Below are 18335 nucleotides of genomic sequence, written 5' to 3' on the forward strand. Positions count from 1 at the left end.
TTTAGCAGACGACTTTTGTTATTCCGTTTTATTTCTTTCTTACAGGATAACATACTTCTGTTACCCATTCTTCAGGATTTTGTGTTTCATGAGGACTTACATGATAGATATTAAAGGCTAAACCATTAAACTCATAACCATTATCACTTACCCAATTTGCAACTACCTGATTAACTTCACCAATTTTATCATAACTACCTTTATAAGTAGCTGATGCAATTTGAACAGGAGGCATTGTTTTAAACACTACATTTTTTGTGTTTTTATATTTTCCCTTTACAGATTTCTGAACCTCTACATCCACATCCTTTTCCTTGTATTCTCCATCATGGAAAATAGCAAGTGTATAGCAAGGTTCTCCATCCTTAATATTAAGTGGCATAGTTTCTGTCACTAATGTATGCCATAGCATACCCTCCTGTTCGTAAGAAGGAATTATTTTACGTACACTTGCCACATATCTTTCTGTCAATTCTTTTAAAGTTACATTATAATTCATAACCTTATCACCCTTTCCAAGTCTTTTAATAGCAGTTTCAATGAGTATTAAACGCCTATTGGTTTCCTCCGCCTGTTCTCGAACTTCTGTCTTCTTAAACAATAAATATTTCTTTAGAGCCTCTGGATTATCATAGCTCTTCAGTATTTCAGAAACAGATGCCAGACTAAACCCCATATCTTTCAGTGCGTTGATACGCCCTGCAAGAGGCAGTTGCGCCTCACTATAATACCTATAACCTGTAAAATCATCTATACTTTCGGGGATAAGCAAACCAATCTCATCATAATGGCGCAGCATTCGTATGCTAATTCTTGATAATTTTGAAAAATCACCTATTCTTAACATTTATATTACCTCACATATATGTGTTTTTGAGCTCAATTACAGTATAGAGTATACCATAATGTGAGAGTCAACAAATAATAATATATTATAAAAAAAACATGAAAGCTTAGATTTTAACTAGGCCTTCATGCCAACTTTTTTGACAAGTACCATCAATAAAACAAAATATTAAATTTGCTTTTATTTTAGCATATTTTTTATTTATATTTTAAATTTATTTACTTCTTCATTCATTTCCTTTGTCATTTCACTTAGTTTCTCACCAGACAAAGCTACCTTCTTTGAACAATTATGCATTTCCTCTGAAGATGCACTTATTTCTTCTGAAGATGCAGATATTTCTTCTGAAATAGCTGAGCTACCTTCCATTTTAGATAAAACTTCTTCCTTCTCTTCATTTATAGAATATGCTGAACTATTGACATTTTGTATTTTAGGAACAATATCCTCAATAGACTCTATTATGTTTTTAAATACTCCAATTGTATCCTCTATGGTTTTAGATTGCTCATCCAGTTCTTCCTTCATTTTTCCAGTATTATCTATAATTTCTTGCTTATCTTTATCTATATTATCTACTAATTTATTTATACTTTCAGAAGATTCCTTGCTTCTTTCTGCAAGCTTTCTTATTTCATCTGCTACCACAGCAAATCCTTTTCCTGATTCTCCTGCTCTTGCAGCTTCAATTGCTGCATTTAGAGCTAAAAGATTAGTTTGCTCTGAAATACTATTTATTAAACTAGTCATCTCACCTATCTGTTCTACATTGTTATCAAGTTTCGATATTACATTTAAAAAGCTTCTAAAAAACTCTCCAATATTTTTTACTGATACTATCATATGTTCCATCTTTTTATTGCTATCATTAGCCATTAAGTTTATTCCTACAGAATTTTCACTTATTGCTGATAACTCATTTACTACTATATCAAGCTTTTCACCAAAACTTGATATGGTAGCCGTAGCTTTCACAAGGTCCCCAGCTTGATTTGAAATTCCTTCTGCTACATCGTGTATTGCCCTTGAAACTTCACTTGAGGAACCTGTCATTTCTTCTGAAGCAGCTAATAATTTTTCTTCCTCTTCCTCAACTACCTCAGAACTTTTCTTAACTTTGCTTAACATAGATTTTATTGAACTTTGCATTTTATCTAATGATTTTATAATATCTCCCACTTCATCCTGCGATTTAAAATATTTTTTTTCTATTGGAATGGTAAAATCACCTTTTCCCACTTCTTTTATATGGTCTGCTGCGTATTTAATAGGTTTCGATATTTTATTAGCTATAAATATACATACTAATACTGCAATTATAGAAAATATAATGGTGAAAATTAATGTCATAATCCCTATGTTATTTGCAGTTTTTGTAAGTTCACTCTTTTCTACAAAAGCTATATAATACCATCCTAATTTTTCATTAGAAGATTTTTGGACATTTATAAAATATTCTTTTCCATCATTCATTTTTGCACTAAAGTTATTATTTTTATATTTTGATAAATCATTTAGCTGTTCTACTTTAAGTTCTTTTATGCTTTTAGAAATAAGTCCTTGATCATTACCACTAGCTATTATTGTTCCCTTTTCGTCTGTTACAACAAGATAACCATTTTCACCTATTTTTGTTTTTTTACTCATTTGAGACAATTTTTTTAAATTTATATCAAATGTTATAACCCCTTTTAAATTTGAATTTGTATCTTTTACTTGAGCTAAAACAGACATTACCATAGAACCAGATGAAGTTTTATAAACATCTGTAAAAGAAATCTTATCTTTATTATTTTTTGCTTCATTGTACCAATCTCTTGTTCTAGGATCATATCCCTTCTTTCTTGAAATTGCTGGATACTGCATATATCCACCATTACTTTCTGAAGATATGGATACAGTCTCTATTCCATCATGAGTTTTTGTGAAATTTTCAAACTTTCCATATAAAGAAGCTTCAAAACTTCCATTTTCGAGAGGAGTCATTGGTATCTCATCTGCTTTAGATTTCTTAGCAATGTATGAAGTTACCTGATTCTCTAACTTATTTAGCTCTTTAGAAAACATATTTATATTTTCTTCAAAAGCTATAATATAATTATTAAAGCTACTATCCACTTGTGTGATTTGCTTTTCTATAGATTGTACATAGTCTTCTTTTGTTTGATTATATACTTTAGTGTACACTATAAAACCTAGTAAAACTAAACATACTAAAATCAAAGACACAAAAGAAAGTATAAGTTTATTTTTTATACTGTATTTTTTTTTCATTTCCCAGTTGCTCCTTTTTTTTTATACTTTCCCTAATTATATACTAATTTATCGTAATTTTTACACATTAATTTATATTTATTTAATTAATTACAATAATTTTAGAAATATGGTATAAAAAATATTATGATTATCCCACAATAAGCATTACATTACCTGAATTATGAAATTTCTCTAGAATGAATTGCATAAGAAGCCAAGGAACTGTTTAAATTAAATTTATTGTTCCGAGCTTTTATGCAAGTCATGGAGGAGAAATTTCATAATTCCATACCATTGTACTTTTTTGTGGTTTAATCATATTATAAATTATCAAATTTTAAATATAAAAAATTTTTATATAAATCTTATTTTACATGCATTACGTAAAAACCGTCTGCTAAAATATGCAGACGGTTTTTATTATTCTAATCAATTCCCTCTTTTAAGAAACGTTTTTCCTCTTCCTTTAAGTCAAGTCCTATGGTTCCTCCTGGATTCATGTTATAATCAGGGTCAAAGTAATTTTTTAGTGCCTTAAATACACCAAATTCTTTTCTTCCCATCTGCCCTTCCAGCCAAGGAGCAAACATTTTACCGATTCCATGATGGTGACTCATAGATGCACCAGATTTTTGAATAGCATCTAAAATACTACTATGATATTCTTTAAATTTTTCAGCTTCATTCATTCTCGTTATAAAAATAAAATATAAATTAGCACCTTGTGGATAGCAGTGTGACATATGGGTAGTTACTATAGTGTTTGGAAGCTTATGACACACTTCTCTAACATCTCTATGAACCTGTGCCATATTAGACCAATTTACAGTGCACTCTAAAGTATCCGTAATAATTCCAAAATCCATTAAAGTGTCCCTTAAATATGGATCATTAAAACGTCCTTTTTCCCAGCTCTTTGTAACATATGAAGTTAAACTCATTCCACCATGTCTTCTTGCTATTTTCTTAATGTTTTTTGCTACGTTTTTAGAATATCCATTTTCTCCATCGGTAAATCCTAAGAACAAACATCTTTCCATATCTTTATAACCACGAATTTCGAAAATACGCTGTAGTGGAGTTTCGTCCACATTATAGAGATGAAGCATTAAACTAGTTTCTTCTGGATCTGAAAGTCTAAATACAGAAGAAAAACCTGCCTCACACTGCATCATTTCCCTTGCTGCCTCTTGAGCAATCTCCCAATTCTTAAAAATATAAGAGAATCTCCTGCGATTTTCTGGCATCCAGCGAAATACTTTTAATGTAACCTCTGTCAATATACCAAAAGCGCCCTCGCCTCCCATCATTATCTGATTTAAATTAGGCCCTGTAGCTTCTCTTGGATAATGACTAGTTTGAATAGTTCCAATTGGTGTTGCATATTTTTGCCCCATTACTATATCTGTGATACATCCATAATAGGTACTATTTTGACCAGCGCCTCTTGTAACAACCCAACCTCCAACACTGCTATATTCAAATGATTGTGGAAAGTGCCCACAAGTATAAGCTCGTTTGGCACCAAATAATTTTGGTGCATTTTGTAGAGCCTCCTCTAGCTGTGGACCTGACATACCTGTTTGCACAGTTATAGTTTGATCTATTTCATTAAAGGATAGTACCTTGTTATAACGTAATCTCATATCGAGAGAAATGCCCCCCTTTGTGGGTTCTACACCTCTTGTAACACTACTCCCACCACCATATACATATAATGGAATACTATGTTTAGTGCAATATGCTACAATTTGTTCAATTTGTTCTGTAGTATCTGGATAAACTACAACATCAGGAACACAATCCACTCTTTTTTCTCTCAATCTTAGAGCATCATATCCAGTTTTTCCGTAAGCTACTGAAAGTCTACTGTAATCATCTATTGTAACAAATTCATCTCCAGCTATTTTTTTTAGAGCATCAATGTGCACCTTATCCAGCTCACATGGCTTATCTAACTTAACCTCATCAAAACCAAGGTATCCATCATACTGTTTAAAATCTTCATCTGTCATATTAAACTTTTCTTTCATAAGCTTATATAGTGATTCTTTTGGATATTTTACGAAATTAGGATCTCCCCAGCGAAATATAGAGCGATAACTATTCTTTGGTGCTGGTTCTTTTATCCATTTAGGTTCAAATTCTTTATATGGTTTGCTCATTTATCCTCTCTCCTTGTTAATATTTTTATTTTTTTATAAAGCGGCAATAATTTACTATATATTTGTGTGTAAATATTCGTATACAATTTTTGATAAGCTTCGTATTCTTCCATATTTGGAACAAATACATCTTTTTCATGAACCATAGACTTAATAGCTTCCTCATAATTATGAAATACTCCCATGGCTACAAATCCTGCAATAGAGGAACCCAGTCCTGATGCCTCATGAGTTTGTATTCTCTTTACTGGCAATCCAAACATATTGGCTGTAATTTGACATATCTCATCACTCTGAGAACCTCCTCCAGCCACAAAAATTTCCTTTATTTTCTGACCTGAGCGCCTTTCCATATTATACATTCCATCCATCAGCGCAAATCCTATACCTTCAATTATAGCTCTATACACATGAATTCTTGTGTGTACATCAGAAAAACCAATAATGGCTCCCTTTGCATTTGGTGTCACTACACCAGGGGTCCAAAATGGTTGTAGCATTAATCCATCACAACCTACTGGAATTTCACGTAATCGTTCATTTAATATACTTTCTGGAGAGCATCCTAGTCTTTCTGCCTCCACGCATTCTTTTAAAGCAAATTCTTTTTTAAACCAAGAAATAAGCCAATATCCTCTAAATATTTCTATTTCAGGGTTGTACACATCCTTTGGTACTCCTGGATAAGCTGGAAGAAATCTTTTAGGTTCAAAATATCTTTTAGTAGCAAATTGAACTATAGCCGTTGTTCCAAAAGACAGAGCCGCCTGATCCTCTTTAATTACAGATAAACCTAATGTTTCACAGCCCTTATCTGACCCCGTTGAAATAAGTGGAAGACCTACTGGAATATCTGAAGCCTCACTGATTTCTTTTGTAATGTAGCCAACAATTTCTCCTGTATCAATAAGTTCACACATCATTTCTTCTGGAATATCACACATACACCTTTTTAAATCATTTTTATTTAGCCATTTACGATTTCTATAGTCAAATGGTATATGTCCAATCATATTAGCTGCACAATCCTTCAGTTCTCCAGTTAATTTATAATTCAGATATGTTGGTAACATTACGAACTTTTTAGTTTTTTTCCATATTTCTGGTTCATTTTCCATAATCCAATTTGCAAAAGAAACCTTATATTGAGTTTTTAATACCAAATCCATATTAGCCACTTTAAGCGCCATACTAACCCACCACTTAAAAGGTTTTACATGCTTTGTTTCTCTACTATCCAGCCAAAGTATAACATCTCTTAAGGGTTTATACTCTGAATCAAGGCATACACAGGAATCACGAATTGTTGTAATTGTAACTGCAATAACATCCTCATATCCATTGGAGCTCTTTTTTTTAAGTTCTTTACCTATATTACATAATGTTTGAAAATAAAATTCAGGTTTTTGTTCTGCCCATCCAGGCTTATTTGAAAAATATGGGGCTTTATATTTATGCTGAACTAAGTTTATAATTTCACCTTTTTGATTTACAAGCATTCCCCTCATACTCTGAGTTCCTAAATCAAAGGTTAATATCAACGGATTGCCCAATATGCTCCCCTCTCTCCACTTAATATTTTCACTATATCTAGTCTTTAGAAATTGTAGTATCTTTCAATATATTACTAGTAGCTATAACATCAACTTTCAAACCTAAAACATCTTTTATTACAACATCTCCTCGCCCTATTGGAGACATAATAATCACTTTGTTAATTTCCTCCATTACTTTAAATATCATATCCTTTGGTATATCACTAGATACTCTTACTGGTAGCACTGGCACATTTTTAAAATTTGTCTTAACAGTTGTACAAATTGTTCTCATGGGGTTTGTCAATTCATTAATAGCAAAAGCTTCTCCTCTTTTGCACTTATTTCCACTAACAACCCAATTATTTTTATCTCCCTCTATGGTCAAGTTGCAGCCATTTGGACATACAATACAAACTAATTTCTTCATGCTATCTCTCCTTTCACTTCAATGCAAATAGAAGAGTTATCTTTTATATTTAATTTATTAAAATCAATTTCTAGCTTTTGCATTTCTGGTGGTCTTAAATGAGCATATTTTTTTTGGAAAACTACTATATCATCTACATTAATCTGTAAAATTGCATTATTTAGCACTTCCTTGCTTCTAAAATATAAGGTTACAACTTTATCGTCTTTAGATAAGTCAATTCTTTGAGGCACTAAATAGAGTATAGATTTGCTAATTTTAAAATCTAATAAATTTCTCTTATCATATTTATATCTTGCTGCGGCTTTTCCTGCCAGTTCTCCACTTTCTGACACATAATCCACTAAATCGTTTACATGAAGTGCATTACCACAAGAAAATATGCCTTCCACATTAGTCATGAAATCATTGTCACAAATAGGTCCTTTGGTGCGAAAATCCAATTTTACATTCAATTTCTCTGCAATTTCATTTTCTGGTATCAATCCAACTGATAAAATAAGTGCATCACATTCTACTATTTGGCTAGTTCCTCTAATGGGTTTCATTTTTTCATCCACTTCCATAATCTCCACCGCAGTAAGCCTATCCTCTCCAAATACACGGGTTACTGTATGAGATAAGAAAAGGGGAATGTTGAAATCATTTAAGCACTGCATAATATTTCTTGTTAATCCTGAAGGGGTCCTTTTAGCTTCATATACACCACATACCTTTGCCCCTTCTAACGTTAACCTTCTTGCCATAATAAGTCCGATGTCCCCACTACCTAATATAACACATTTTTTTGTTGGCATCTGTCCAAGTAAATTTGTAAAATGCTGAGCAGTACCCGCCGTAAAAATTCCTGATGGTCTAGTTCCATGTATAAAAACTTGTTTTGCAGTTCTTTCTCTACATCCAGTGGCAAGAATAATGGTATTTGCTGAGTAATCTACAACCCCTTCTCTAGTTACCACGCTAACAATAAATCCTTTACTTTTCTTTTGAATATTTGTAACAAAAGCTAATAATTTATAATCTATTTTTTCTTCATTAAACTTGTCAATGAAACGTTCTGCATATTCAGGTCCTGATAGTTTTTCTCCAAAACGCACTAATCCAAAACCATCATGTATACACTGCTTTAAAATTCCACCTAGTCTTGCTTCACGCTCAATCAGTAGTACCTCTGCACCTTGCTGTTTTGCAGAAATAGCTGCTGCTAGTCCAGCTGGTCCTCCCCCAATGACTATTACATTATACATGTTCATTTTAATCCTCCTTTTGTTTCTCCTATGGTTATATAGGAAGCGGAGTTTGATTTTTTAACTTCATTTATAGGGATATTTTTATATTCACTAATTATTTTTGCTACCAAAGGCATACAAAATCCTCCTTGACATCTTCCCATTCCAGGTCGTATTCTCTTTTTTATACCATCCACTGTATGAACTGGAATTACTGAATTAAGCGCATCAATAATCTCCCCTTTACTTATTTCCTCACAGCGACAAACTATAATTCCATAATCAGGATTTTCTTTAATTAGCTTTGTTCTTTCTTCACTGGTCATATTACGAAGAACAGGTACACCCTTTCTTTTGGGATTAAATTTTTCATTTTTCTGTACAGGAATTTCTTTAGATAATTCTTCTACTGCCATTTTTTCAACATCTAATGCTACCGCTGGTGCCGTTGTTAATCCTGGTGATTGTATACCGGCACAATGTATTAAATTCTTTGTTTTTCTTCCTTTTTCTATTACAAAATCTTCCTCAAAGGTTGCAGCACGTACTCCAGTAAAATAAGTTATAATATCTTTTTCCTTTAACCCTTTAGCAGTTTCCTTTTGTTTTTTAAACACAGCATCAATACTAGATTGTTCCGTAGCAAAATTCTCCTTTTCATAGGTTTCAATTGCATTAGGACCTACTAAAAGATTCTCATGAACAGTACGTAATATTCCTCCACCCTTTGTATGCAATTTATTCTTTGTTATTAGCTTAATAGACGCTATTGATTTAACTAAACGAGCTGATTTCTTATCTAATATTGAGTTTGTCCCCTTTCTAGGATGAATAGAATAAAATCTATCTTTTGCCATCTTTGCAATATCTTCCGCAAAAGTACCTGCCGCATTAATCACTAATTTTGGATAAATTCTTCCCCTATTTGTCATCACACTTTTAATTACTCCATCTACTACTTCCATATCTAAAACCGCTGTATTTAAAGATACCTTTGCTCCATTTTGTACTGCATTTTCACCATAAGCTATAGTAAGTCCATAAGGACATACGCATCCTGCTGTAGGATTGTATACGGCAAATGCAAATTCCTCATTTAACTCTGGCTCCCTTTTTTTCAGTTCTTTTCTGCTAATAATTCTCGTGCCTTCTACCTTACAAATATGTTTTCTTTGCCATACATATGCACGTATTATAGGATACACTGATTTTTGTTTAAAACCCACATATTGCCCTCTTCTTACAAAAGGAACTGAAAGATCACTACATACCTTTTCAAACATACTATTGCCTTTTAATACATAATGCTGCTTCAAAGTCCCCTTATTTAAGTCTATACCTGGATGCACCTCTCCATCATTTCTTCCTGATGCCTGCATAGCCAAATCGGCTTCTTTATCAACAAGTAAAATATTTAATTTCCATTTAGTAAGTTCTCTTGCAATACTAGCCCCAGAAATTCCTCCACCAATAATCAAAACATCTGGCTCTAATCCTTCTAAAGAAGCATCTTTTTCCTTTGGTAATCTCATTGATGGCATAGTAACTCCCTGCAGTTTTATGTCATTTACAACATGCATAGTGCTTTTTTTAACCACACACATCATACAAGCATCTATAATATCCTCCCATTTTGAAAGAGTTCCTGAAACAACTATGCAATTTTCTTTTATATTTACCTTTAGCATCTTATGAAATTTCTCATCTAACTTTTTTTGTAATTTCACTTCCAATACTTTATTATTCATTATTTCACTTCTTTCTTCTTAGTCGCCCACGCAACCGACTTTAACTTTAAAATATCAATTATTTTGTAAATTGTCAATATATTTGCATAAATATTTTTAATTTAATGAATATTAAAATATATTTTAATATTCATTTATGAAACTAAATAAAATAGACAAACTATTTTATAAACGTTAGGTACATGAAAAGAAATAACAAGTCAAAGATGCTGGTATATTTTGTGTCAGACAAGGAAACTCTGCCTTTGGTAGGACTATCGTCGGGTTCTGGTGACGCAGTATGACGCCAGATAGACTGGCATACTGACTTGTTATTTATTTGAATGTGCCTTATACTTTAAATAAAGTTTCACCATATTTAGGAGGTAAAGTTTTGGCAGCACCAAGAAAAGACAATGTAAAAAATTTAATATTAGACGCCACAGAAAAATTATTGGAAACAAAAAAGCTTTCAGAAATATCTTTAGCAGAAATAGCTAAAAATGCAGGAATTTCAAAAGGCACTCTATACTATCATTACAAATCTAAAAATGATATTTTATTTGATATTACTGATAAATATTTAAAAGAACAGTGGAATGATTTAATAGCTTGGACTGAAAATCCAGAAAAAGATACTTCTCTTGATAGACTGGTAAAATATGTTTTAGAAAGAGACATTTCTTCGGTAGGTATGCGTCTTCACTTCTTTTATGATGCTATGCTTGGCAACGAAGAGATTCGTATAAAATTGATGCAGCGTTATGCAGAATTTGCTGCCATTATTACAGAGAAAATTCGTGAGAGAACTGATAAAATACCTGCTGAATATTTAACTTGGTTAATTTTATTAGCTTCTGATGGATTATTTATTCATAAAACTTTGAAAAACACTAGCTTAGACGTGGATAAATTTATTGCGGAAAGCAGTCAATTTATTAAGGTTTTGTTACCTAAGAACTAATTTGAGAAATTCTATAATCAAAAAGCCGCTTGCATATTTTATGCGTACGGCTTTTCTAAATTCTAAATATGATTTTTTATACATTCTACCCATTTATCTGTAGTTAAAACTTTACTAAATCTCGTTGCTTGAATTATTAAAATAGCCTTTTGTAACTCCTTAGCACTTATTCTCCCCTGATTATTTGATATGTCAAGTGTTCCCGTTGCATCCGATAAAAATTCTACTGAAAATCCTAAATGAGATGCTTGTCTTGCAGTAGTATCACAACACATCTGGGTCATATATCCACATACTACAACTGTATCTACATTCATGTTTCTAAGTAACTCCTCTAAATTAGTTTCTGTAAAACTTCCTGGCAAATTTTTTTCAATAATACATTCATGCTTTCTTTTTTTGATTTCATCATGTATTTCCCATTCCTTGCTTCCTCTAATAAACGTTTCTGAATTATTTTCTACTTCCGTATGTTGAATTAAAATAATTGGAATATTATTTTTTGAAGCCTCATCCATAGACTTAATAATATTTTTTAAACTCCTATTAGCATGTACAATAGGTAGTTTACCAATAAAATATTCATTTTGTACGTCAATAACTAATAATGCTCTTTTCATCTCATCCTCCTCCTTATATATTAGCTGCAATATTTTATAAAAACACCTCTATTTTTAACAAATATTAACAACTCACTTTTTTAATACCTATTCAGCCATCCTAAATAATCACTATTTTTTATTTTTAATTAGCTTACTTATATAATTGTATGACAACATATTCCATTAATGTATTAAAAATATTGAATTCTGTAAATATTTCTCATGGTTTTATAAAATAAAAAACACCTTACTTTCAAATTTTTATGTATCTGAAGTAAGGTGTTGATATTAAATTTATGTATACTAAAAAGAGGTATAATACCCCTTGCCATTTCCCCAATAAACTAGACACCTTAAACTCGTTATTTCTAGCTTTTTCGTAGATTATCATATTATTTCATTTTTTATGCTACCTTCACTTTTTTATTTGTGTTATTGTAATATAAATGACTCCTGTTGGTTTTCATGCTCGCTGATACGCGTCCTTTAATGCCTTGATAACTAATTCCTTTGTCATTCTTTCACTCATCGATAAAGCGACAATTTTTTGTCCACATAAATCCATAATACTTGCAATGTATAACCAGCCTTCATCTGTCCAGAGATATGTTATATCACTTACCATTTTTTCCTTAGGTTTGTCCACGGTAAAATCACGATTCAAAATATTTTCTGCAACTAGAAGCTTGTGGTTAGAGTTAGTAGTAGCTTTAAATTTCTTTGAAACCTTTGACTTTAGCAACAAAAACTAGAAGTAAACTTCCAGTTTTTGAAAAGGGTCTGTCCTCTTACACTCATTAACATTATTAGGTTGATGGCTATGTGGATATCCCCTGCTCATTCATTTACAACCTTTGCTGCATTCTCATAGACATTCAAAAATCAGGTGCTTATGAGTAATCCTCACCAAAACGACTTGTTTTCTTTAGCACCTCTTTAACTATTTTTGCTATTTGGTCATACTTGGTATTATCAACAAGTCTAAAGTATAAGCTTTTTAAGAAAAGAGTTACATTAAATTCAATAAATAAATCATTAGGAAGTATACCTGTTTTTTCTATGTTACCAAAGCTTCTGATCCATTCCTCAATTTCCCCTACAGGAATTATATCTCTTTCCAAAACCTCCTTAACAGTCGATATCATACGCTCATCCTCGTTGTTAATATATCCATAATAATTTATGTTAATTTTTTTATATATTGAATCTAATATCTCTTTTAGTCCTTCATATCCTATTATTTGACATTGTGAAAGCTCCATTAGGGCATCAGCACCGTGGGCAGCTCCATGAGCCCAGCTTTTACCTTCTACAAAACCTCTTACATCCTTGTCCTCATTATAAAATTTCAAAACTGTATTAAAAGCCTTTAAAATATCACTATCAGATAAACGGTTCCTATGCTTATAGATTATACATGCAGCCACTTCAACGGAAAAAGTCCTATCAAAAACTGTATCGTTAATTTTCCCCAATCCTTTAAAAATATGTTTTTCGTCTAATGCTATCATAAATATGTCATGTGCTTCTTCAGGTGTTAGAACATCATTCATTATCCATTCTACAAGAACGTCAAAAACCAAGTCATTACGCATTTCACCATCAATATCCCCTATATAATCCATCAACTCTAAGGATAATTTATATGGGTTCACCCCCTCTGGTACTGTGTATTTGTTATCTTTTATATTTCTTAATAACGTCTTCAACACTTTCTTTTCCATATATTTCCCTTGTTTCTTAATATATTTCCCAATTAATCAAATGCCTGTAAAATCAACAACTAAAATGATTTTACTACAATGTGGTTATATATGTCAATAAAATATAAAGAAATGCAGAACTGAAGCATGAAAAATGGACATACTTAAACTAGGTGGTGGATAAGTATGGAAGAATACAGTAAGGGAAGTCATACTCTATATGATGTAAAATATCATATAATCTGGGTAACAAAATATAGTGGGATGTCCGAGATTGTCGTAAATCTTGGACATCCCACTTTTATTTGACGGTAACTTTATATTAAAAATAGAATGTATGACAAACATATAAATAGTAAGCAGTTTGATGCTTACCTCCTATTAGCAACAAAAACTAGAAGTAAACTTCCAGTTTTTTTGGAAAGGGTCTAACCCCTTACACTTAATGCTCTAGTGTAACTCTTATCTCTTTATTTTAAAACAATTTTCCATTTACCATCTTCTATGGGGAATTGTTTTACTCCACACAGCTTCGGATTTAACACAGTTAATCCTGTTTCCTCTCTCATCTCCCGAATTACAGCATCTACTATGGATTCTCCTTCTTCAACATGCCCACCAGGCAAGTATATCCCTTCCATTCTTCTTTTACTCTATCTTGCAATAAATATTGATTTTTTCTGTGTATCAAACATAATACCGTTAATTCTACTTTTTCTGTTCGTGCCATTGCAAGTTTTCCCCCTGTTAGAATTCCGTCAATTTAGTCAAAAGCAATTTGATAGTTTCATCAATAGGCTTTGTCCCATCGACATAAATAACGGGACAGGATATACCTTTTACCCACTCATCCGTTTTTTCCATGTTTTTCGTTACAACAGAATCAAAAAATCCCTGCTCCTGCTCATACATATCGCCACCCGCAAGGACTCTGTCTCCAAACTTATCATAAGATCGTTGCTTTACACGCTTAAGCCGAATTTCAAGAGGTACCGTAAGATAGATGACGCACTCGTATAGTGAATTGATTTTATCTCCAAGGTCGCCATTTACTGCCGATATGATAAAATTCGGATATTTAACGGTATCTAGTTTTTGTTGGGACAAAAGAATTACCGTTTCAACATGGCTTGATGCTACAATACTAATGACCATCGAGCCTAGTTCCCCCTTGGCATTAAATAGTATTTATAATATTTTTGTCTCTCGATTCTTATTTTTTCTTTAAAATATTATGGATCCTTTCATCAGATTATATTTATCAAGTATTCTTTCATTTTTTCTTTCTGAATATAATTTAGATCACACCCACATAAATGACTTTCTTTATTTAAAAAATCTATGTAGTCATTAATAGATACATTTCTTGCTATAAATGCTTTTCTAATCAATTCTTTTTGGATAACATTATCCTCTCTCATTTCTAATATTTTAATTAGTTCATACTCTCCAATACTATTATAATAAGTATATAGAGGCTCTTCTGATAAAAATTCTGGTGTGATTTTCATATTTGTAAGTAATAAGTTTCTAAGTGAAACATTTAATTTCTGAGGGATATGTTCTAGCTTTATAAAAAAATGATACTGCATATCAAAAACCATTTTTTTCACCTTATCATGTAATATTAATTCATTGTGCTTTGAAAGTTCATCAAGAACACACAGCTTAATGATTGTAACATAAAACATATTAATTGTACTCTCTGCATATAGAGAATCCAATAATGAACCAGTCAATGGTTTATGAATATACTCCATAAGCCACCTCCTTGCAAATTACTTTCATTTAACTTTATAGATGAATTTTTAATTCATAAAACATTAAATAGTTTCTGGCTAGTAATAATTTCTCTACACTTATCACCAACCACTAAACTTCTCATAAAATAATTATAATCTCTTTAATATAAAAATTAGTTCATGCCAACAATTACCAACATAAACTAATTTAAAAATTTTATTAAATTTTAAAATTATCCCTTATATATAATTTCAAATATTGGCCAGTCTTTGATTGATCACATTCAAGAATCTCTTTTAAAGTACCTTCCGCAACAACTTGACCTCCATTTTTACCTGCTTCTGGACCTATATCAATGATGTAATCTGCATCTATAATTATGTCTGGATTATGCTCTATAAGCACCACTGAATTGCCTTTGTCAATAATAGACCTAATAGCTACTAAAAGTCTTTCAATATCTTTAGAATGAAGTCCTGTAGTAGGTTCATCCATAATATAAAGCATATTCTTTTTCCCACGAATTTTACTTATTTCTTTAGCTAACCTTAATCGTTGTGCCTCTCCACCTGAAATAGTATTAATCTGCTGACCTAGCTTCATATATCCTAACCCAAGATCACATAAATATTTTAACTTGTTATATATATATGTTTGATTTTCAAAGAAAGAAAGTGCTTCTTCAAAATTCAAATCCAAAACTTGTGCTATATTTTTTCCTTTATATAATACTTCTAATACCTCACTAGTATACCTAGCGCCTTTGCACACTGGACACTCAGTTTGTAAATCCCCTAAATAGTGAACATGTGTATCTAAGTATCCCATTCCTTTACAAGATGAACATCCACCTTTGGAATTAAATGAAAAATTAGCCATATCTGTTAATCCATACTTCTTAGCATCATCACATTCTGCAAAAATATTTCTTATAGTATCAAAAATACCAATATAAGTAGCTGGTATTGATTTCTTGGATCTACTAATTGGTGATTGATCAATACAATAAACGTCTTTTATTTTTTTCATTCCTTCTATACGCAAATATTTCCCTGGAGTGATTCTAGGATCATGCAAAGTAGACCAAAAAGCTTTATAAAGAATTTCTATAGCCAACGAACTTTTCCCTGATCCAGAAACACCTGTTAAACAGACTAATCTATTTAATGGTATTGATACATCTATATTTTTCAGGTTATTTGCTTGTGCTCCAACAATCTTGATGAAATCAAATTTATTTTCACAAGGGTGTTTCATCATTACATAATCACTTCTGCGTCTTAAAAAAGGGGCAATTATTGACTTATGACTTTTCACAACGTCTTCAATAGTTCCATCTGCAACTACTTCGCCACCGTTAACACCTGCACCTGGCCCCATTTCTATAATATAATCGGCTTTTTTAATTACATCAACATCATGTTCTATAGTTATAACTGTATTTCCCTGAGCTCTCAACTGTTCTAAAAGTTCAATGATTTTTATATTGTCCATACCATGTAGTCCTACTGTTGGTTCATCAATTATATAAGTTAATCCCATTAATCCTGAACCTATTTGTCCAGCTAGTCTCACTCTCTGATATTCACCACCTGAAAGAGTATCTGCCCTTCTATTTAAACTAAGATATCCTAATCCGATTCTTATTAGTGAATTTAATCTTGTCCTAATTTCGTGTATTATTGGTAATAATGCATCTTCTTTTTCATAAGGTATTTCTATATTTTCAATAAAATACTTTAAATCACTAAGTTCCATGTTACCCAAATCATTATAGCTATACCCCATAATGTTTACAAATTGTCTTTGAGGCTTCAGTCTTGTACCATTACATGATTGACACATTTCATCACTCATAAACTTATTAAAGAAATTTTCTTCTGCTTTACTGAGTTCAAGATTTTGTTTATTCTCATAGTATTTATTTATCCTGTTTACTAACCCTTCAAACTCAACATTTTCACCAACTTTAGGAGTATAGCTGGGCATCTCTTTATCATAACCTTCTGGCCTTATCAACGGAAACCTATCCCCATTAGTTCCATAAAAAATTATCTTCTTAGCAAAGTCAGGTAAATCTTCAAAAGGCTCTTCAAATGAAAACTCATAATGTTTTGCTAAACTATACATGAGCATAAACCAAAATGAATGCTTATTGTTATAAACTTGTGTAAAGAAAGGACCTTTCTTCATACTTTTTTTGCTATTTTGTACTAATGTAGATGGATATACAACTTTCCTTAATCCACTACCATGGCACTCTTCACATGCGCTATTAAAATCATTAAATGAGAAGAAAGATGGTAGAACCTCTGCCATAACCATACCATGTTCTATACACCCATGTTTTTTGAAAAACCACTCACATTTTTTTCTTTCCTCAATATCAGGTATAACAATTCTTAAAAACCCCTCACCTTGAGAAATAGCATTCTGTATTACTTGAATCTCACTTCTAGATAGTTCTTGATGTATTTGAATTTTATCTGCAATTACCATAATAGACTTTGGTGATTTATCAACAACTATCCAATCTCGAAGATCTTTACGCTCACCATCTATCTCAACTCTTTTATAACCCTTTTTGCGTAATTCAGCAAATAATTCTTCGTATTTTTTGTTTCTAGCTTTATATACAGGAAATTGTAATTCTATAATAGTTGATTCAGGAAGCTTTTCTAGTTCTTTTATTAAATAATGAACAGAACAAATTGGGAATACGCTCCTGCAAAACGGACAGCGCGCTTCGCCAATAGTAGTATACAGATAACGTAAATATGTGCTAACTTCCGAAAGAGTTCCTATAGTAGCCCTTGGATTTTTGTTTGGCTTATATTGTTTCAAGCTAATCACAGGTGTAAGTCCTTCAATAAAGTTTACATCTGGTTGTTTGAGCTGACTTGTAAAGCGTTTTACTTGTTCTGAAAGACAATCAAGTAATCTTTTTTGCCCTGCAGCATAAATAACGTCATATGCAAGTGTGGATTTACCTGAACCACTTACCCCAACTATAACAGTATGCTTACCATGAGGTATATTTACTTCAACATTTTTTAAATTATGCTCTCTGGCACCCTTTATTTTAATGTAGTTCTCCACTATTAAAGACACCCACCTTTCCATATTGCAATACT

General features: G+C 31.8%; 14 protein-coding genes and 1 pseudogene. 1 reads left to right on the forward strand and 14 read right to left on the reverse strand.

Annotated features, from left to right (window positions below):
- Positions 1-28: 28 nt before the first annotated feature.
- The 7 genes from C1715_RS01985 to C1715_RS02015 all read right to left on the reverse strand — a co-directional run bounded on the left by C1715_RS01985 (position 29) and on the right by C1715_RS02015 (position 10210).
- Positions 29-847 carry a MerR family transcriptional regulator gene (locus C1715_RS01985; protein ID WP_102399005.1) on the reverse strand — a complete coding sequence of 273 codons (819 nt, stop codon included), beginning with the start codon at positions 845-847 and terminating at the stop codon, positions 29-31.
- Positions 848-1048: 201 nt separating this feature from the next.
- Positions 1049-3121: a methyl-accepting chemotaxis protein gene (locus tag C1715_RS01990; RefSeq protein WP_102399006.1), complete on the reverse strand. Its 2073-nt coding sequence runs from the start codon at positions 3119-3121 to the stop codon at positions 1049-1051.
- Between the two features lie 407 nt (positions 3122-3528).
- Positions 3529-5268 carry an FAD-binding oxidoreductase gene (locus tag C1715_RS01995; protein ID WP_102399007.1) on the reverse strand — a complete coding sequence of 580 codons (1740 nt, stop codon included), beginning with the start codon at positions 5266-5268 and terminating at the stop codon, positions 3529-3531.
- Entirely contained in the window at positions 5265-6821 is a 1557-nt protein-coding gene (locus tag C1715_RS02000) for an FGGY-family carbohydrate kinase (RefSeq protein WP_102399008.1), read from the reverse strand. Before C1715_RS02000 ends, C1715_RS01995 begins: the two co-directional genes overlap by 4 nt.
- A gap of 37 nt (positions 6822-6858) precedes the next feature.
- On the reverse strand, positions 6859-7233 hold the full coding sequence (locus tag C1715_RS02005; RefSeq protein ID WP_102399009.1) for a DUF1667 domain-containing protein: 375 nt from the start codon (positions 7231-7233) through the stop codon (positions 6859-6861).
- A complete protein-coding gene (locus C1715_RS02010) occupies positions 7230-8486 on the reverse strand; it encodes an NAD(P)/FAD-dependent oxidoreductase (RefSeq protein WP_102399010.1) in 1257 nt (418 codons plus the stop codon). Before C1715_RS02010 ends, C1715_RS02005 begins: the two co-directional genes overlap by 4 nt.
- Positions 8483-10210, reverse strand: a complete 1728-nt coding sequence (locus tag C1715_RS02015; protein WP_102399011.1) for an NAD(P)/FAD-dependent oxidoreductase — start codon at positions 10208-10210, stop codon at positions 8483-8485. The genes C1715_RS02010 and C1715_RS02015 overlap by 4 nt, the downstream gene beginning before the upstream one ends.
- 373 nt (positions 10211-10583) lie before the next feature.
- On the opposite strand from C1715_RS02015, the gene C1715_RS02020 reads away from it, so the two are divergent.
- Entirely contained in the window at positions 10584-11153 is a 570-nt protein-coding gene (locus tag C1715_RS02020) for a TetR/AcrR family transcriptional regulator (protein WP_035292244.1), read from the forward strand.
- A 62-nt stretch (positions 11154-11215) separates the two neighbouring features.
- On the opposite strand, the gene C1715_RS02025 is transcribed toward C1715_RS02020, so the two are convergent.
- The 7 genes and pseudogenes from C1715_RS02025 to uvrA form a co-directional block, all read right to left on the reverse strand.
- Positions 11216-11773, reverse strand: coding sequence for a cysteine hydrolase family protein (locus C1715_RS02025; protein ID WP_102399012.1), 558 nt, complete (start codon positions 11771-11773; stop codon positions 11216-11218).
- A gap of 448 nt (positions 11774-12221) precedes the next feature.
- Positions 12222-12488 (reverse strand): annotated as a pseudogene (locus C1715_RS02030) (DDE-type integrase/transposase/recombinase); the annotation flags it as partial.
- A gap of 157 nt (positions 12489-12645) precedes the next feature.
- Entirely contained in the window at positions 12646-13479 is an 834-nt protein-coding gene (locus tag C1715_RS02035; RefSeq protein ID WP_102399014.1) for a DUF2785 domain-containing protein, read from the reverse strand.
- A gap of 449 nt (positions 13480-13928) precedes the next feature.
- Entirely contained in the window at positions 13929-14099 is a 171-nt protein-coding gene (locus tag C1715_RS20175) for an NUDIX domain-containing protein (RefSeq protein WP_341457731.1), read from the reverse strand.
- Positions 14100-14205: 106 nt separating this feature from the next.
- The gene (locus C1715_RS02045; RefSeq protein WP_102399015.1) at positions 14206-14613 is read right to left on the reverse strand and encodes a P-loop NTPase family protein; all 408 of its coding nucleotides are present in this window, start codon (positions 14611-14613) and stop codon (positions 14206-14208) included.
- 92 nt (positions 14614-14705) lie between these two features.
- Positions 14706-15218, reverse strand: a complete 513-nt coding sequence (locus tag C1715_RS02050) for a hypothetical protein (RefSeq protein WP_102399016.1) — start codon at positions 15216-15218, stop codon at positions 14706-14708.
- A 202-nt stretch (positions 15219-15420) separates the two neighbouring features.
- Positions 15421-18324, reverse strand: coding sequence for an excinuclease ABC subunit UvrA (gene uvrA / locus C1715_RS02055; protein ID WP_102399017.1), 2904 nt, complete (start codon positions 18322-18324; stop codon positions 15421-15423).
- Positions 18325-18335 lie beyond the last annotated feature (11 nt).

This window comes from Haloimpatiens massiliensis, assembly GCF_900184255.1.
Lineage (GTDB): Bacteria > Bacillota > Clostridia > Clostridiales > Clostridiaceae > Haloimpatiens > Haloimpatiens massiliensis.

Coding starts and splice junctions, on each gene's coding strand:
- C1715_RS01985 (WP_102399005.1), bottom strand. CDS start 847: ATGTTAAGAATAGGTGATTTTTCAAAATTATCAAGAATTAGCATACGA.
- C1715_RS01990 (WP_102399006.1), bottom strand. CDS start 3,121: ATGAAAAAAAAATACAGTATAAAAAATAAACTTATACTTTCTTTTGTG.
- C1715_RS01995 (WP_102399007.1), bottom strand. CDS start 5,268: ATGAGCAAACCATATAAAGAATTTGAACCTAAATGGATAAAAGAACCA.
- C1715_RS02005 (WP_102399009.1), bottom strand. CDS start 7,233: ATGAAGAAATTAGTTTGTATTGTATGTCCAAATGGCTGCAACTTGACC.
- C1715_RS02010 (WP_102399010.1), bottom strand. CDS start 8,486: ATGAACATGTATAATGTAATAGTCATTGGGGGAGGACCAGCTGGACTA.
- C1715_RS02015 (WP_102399011.1), bottom strand. CDS start 10,210: ATGAATAATAAAGTATTGGAAGTGAAATTACAAAAAAAGTTAGATGAG.
- C1715_RS02025 (WP_102399012.1), bottom strand. CDS start 11,773: ATGAAAAGAGCATTATTAGTTATTGACGTACAAAATGAATATTTTATT.
- C1715_RS02035 (WP_102399014.1), bottom strand. CDS start 13,479: ATGGAAAAGAAAGTGTTGAAGACGTTATTAAGAAATATAAAAGATAAC.
- C1715_RS20175 (WP_341457731.1), bottom strand. CDS start 14,099: ATGGAAGGGATATACTTGCCTGGTGGGCATGTTGAAGAAGGAGAATCC.
- C1715_RS02045 (WP_102399015.1), bottom strand. CDS start 14,613: ATGGTCATTAGTATTGTAGCATCAAGCCATGTTGAAACGGTAATTCTT.
- C1715_RS02050 (WP_102399016.1), bottom strand. CDS start 15,218: ATGGAGTATATTCATAAACCATTGACTGGTTCATTATTGGATTCTCTA.
- uvrA (WP_102399017.1), bottom strand. CDS start 18,324: ATGGAAAGGTGGGTGTCTTTAATAGTGGAGAACTACATTAAAATAAAG.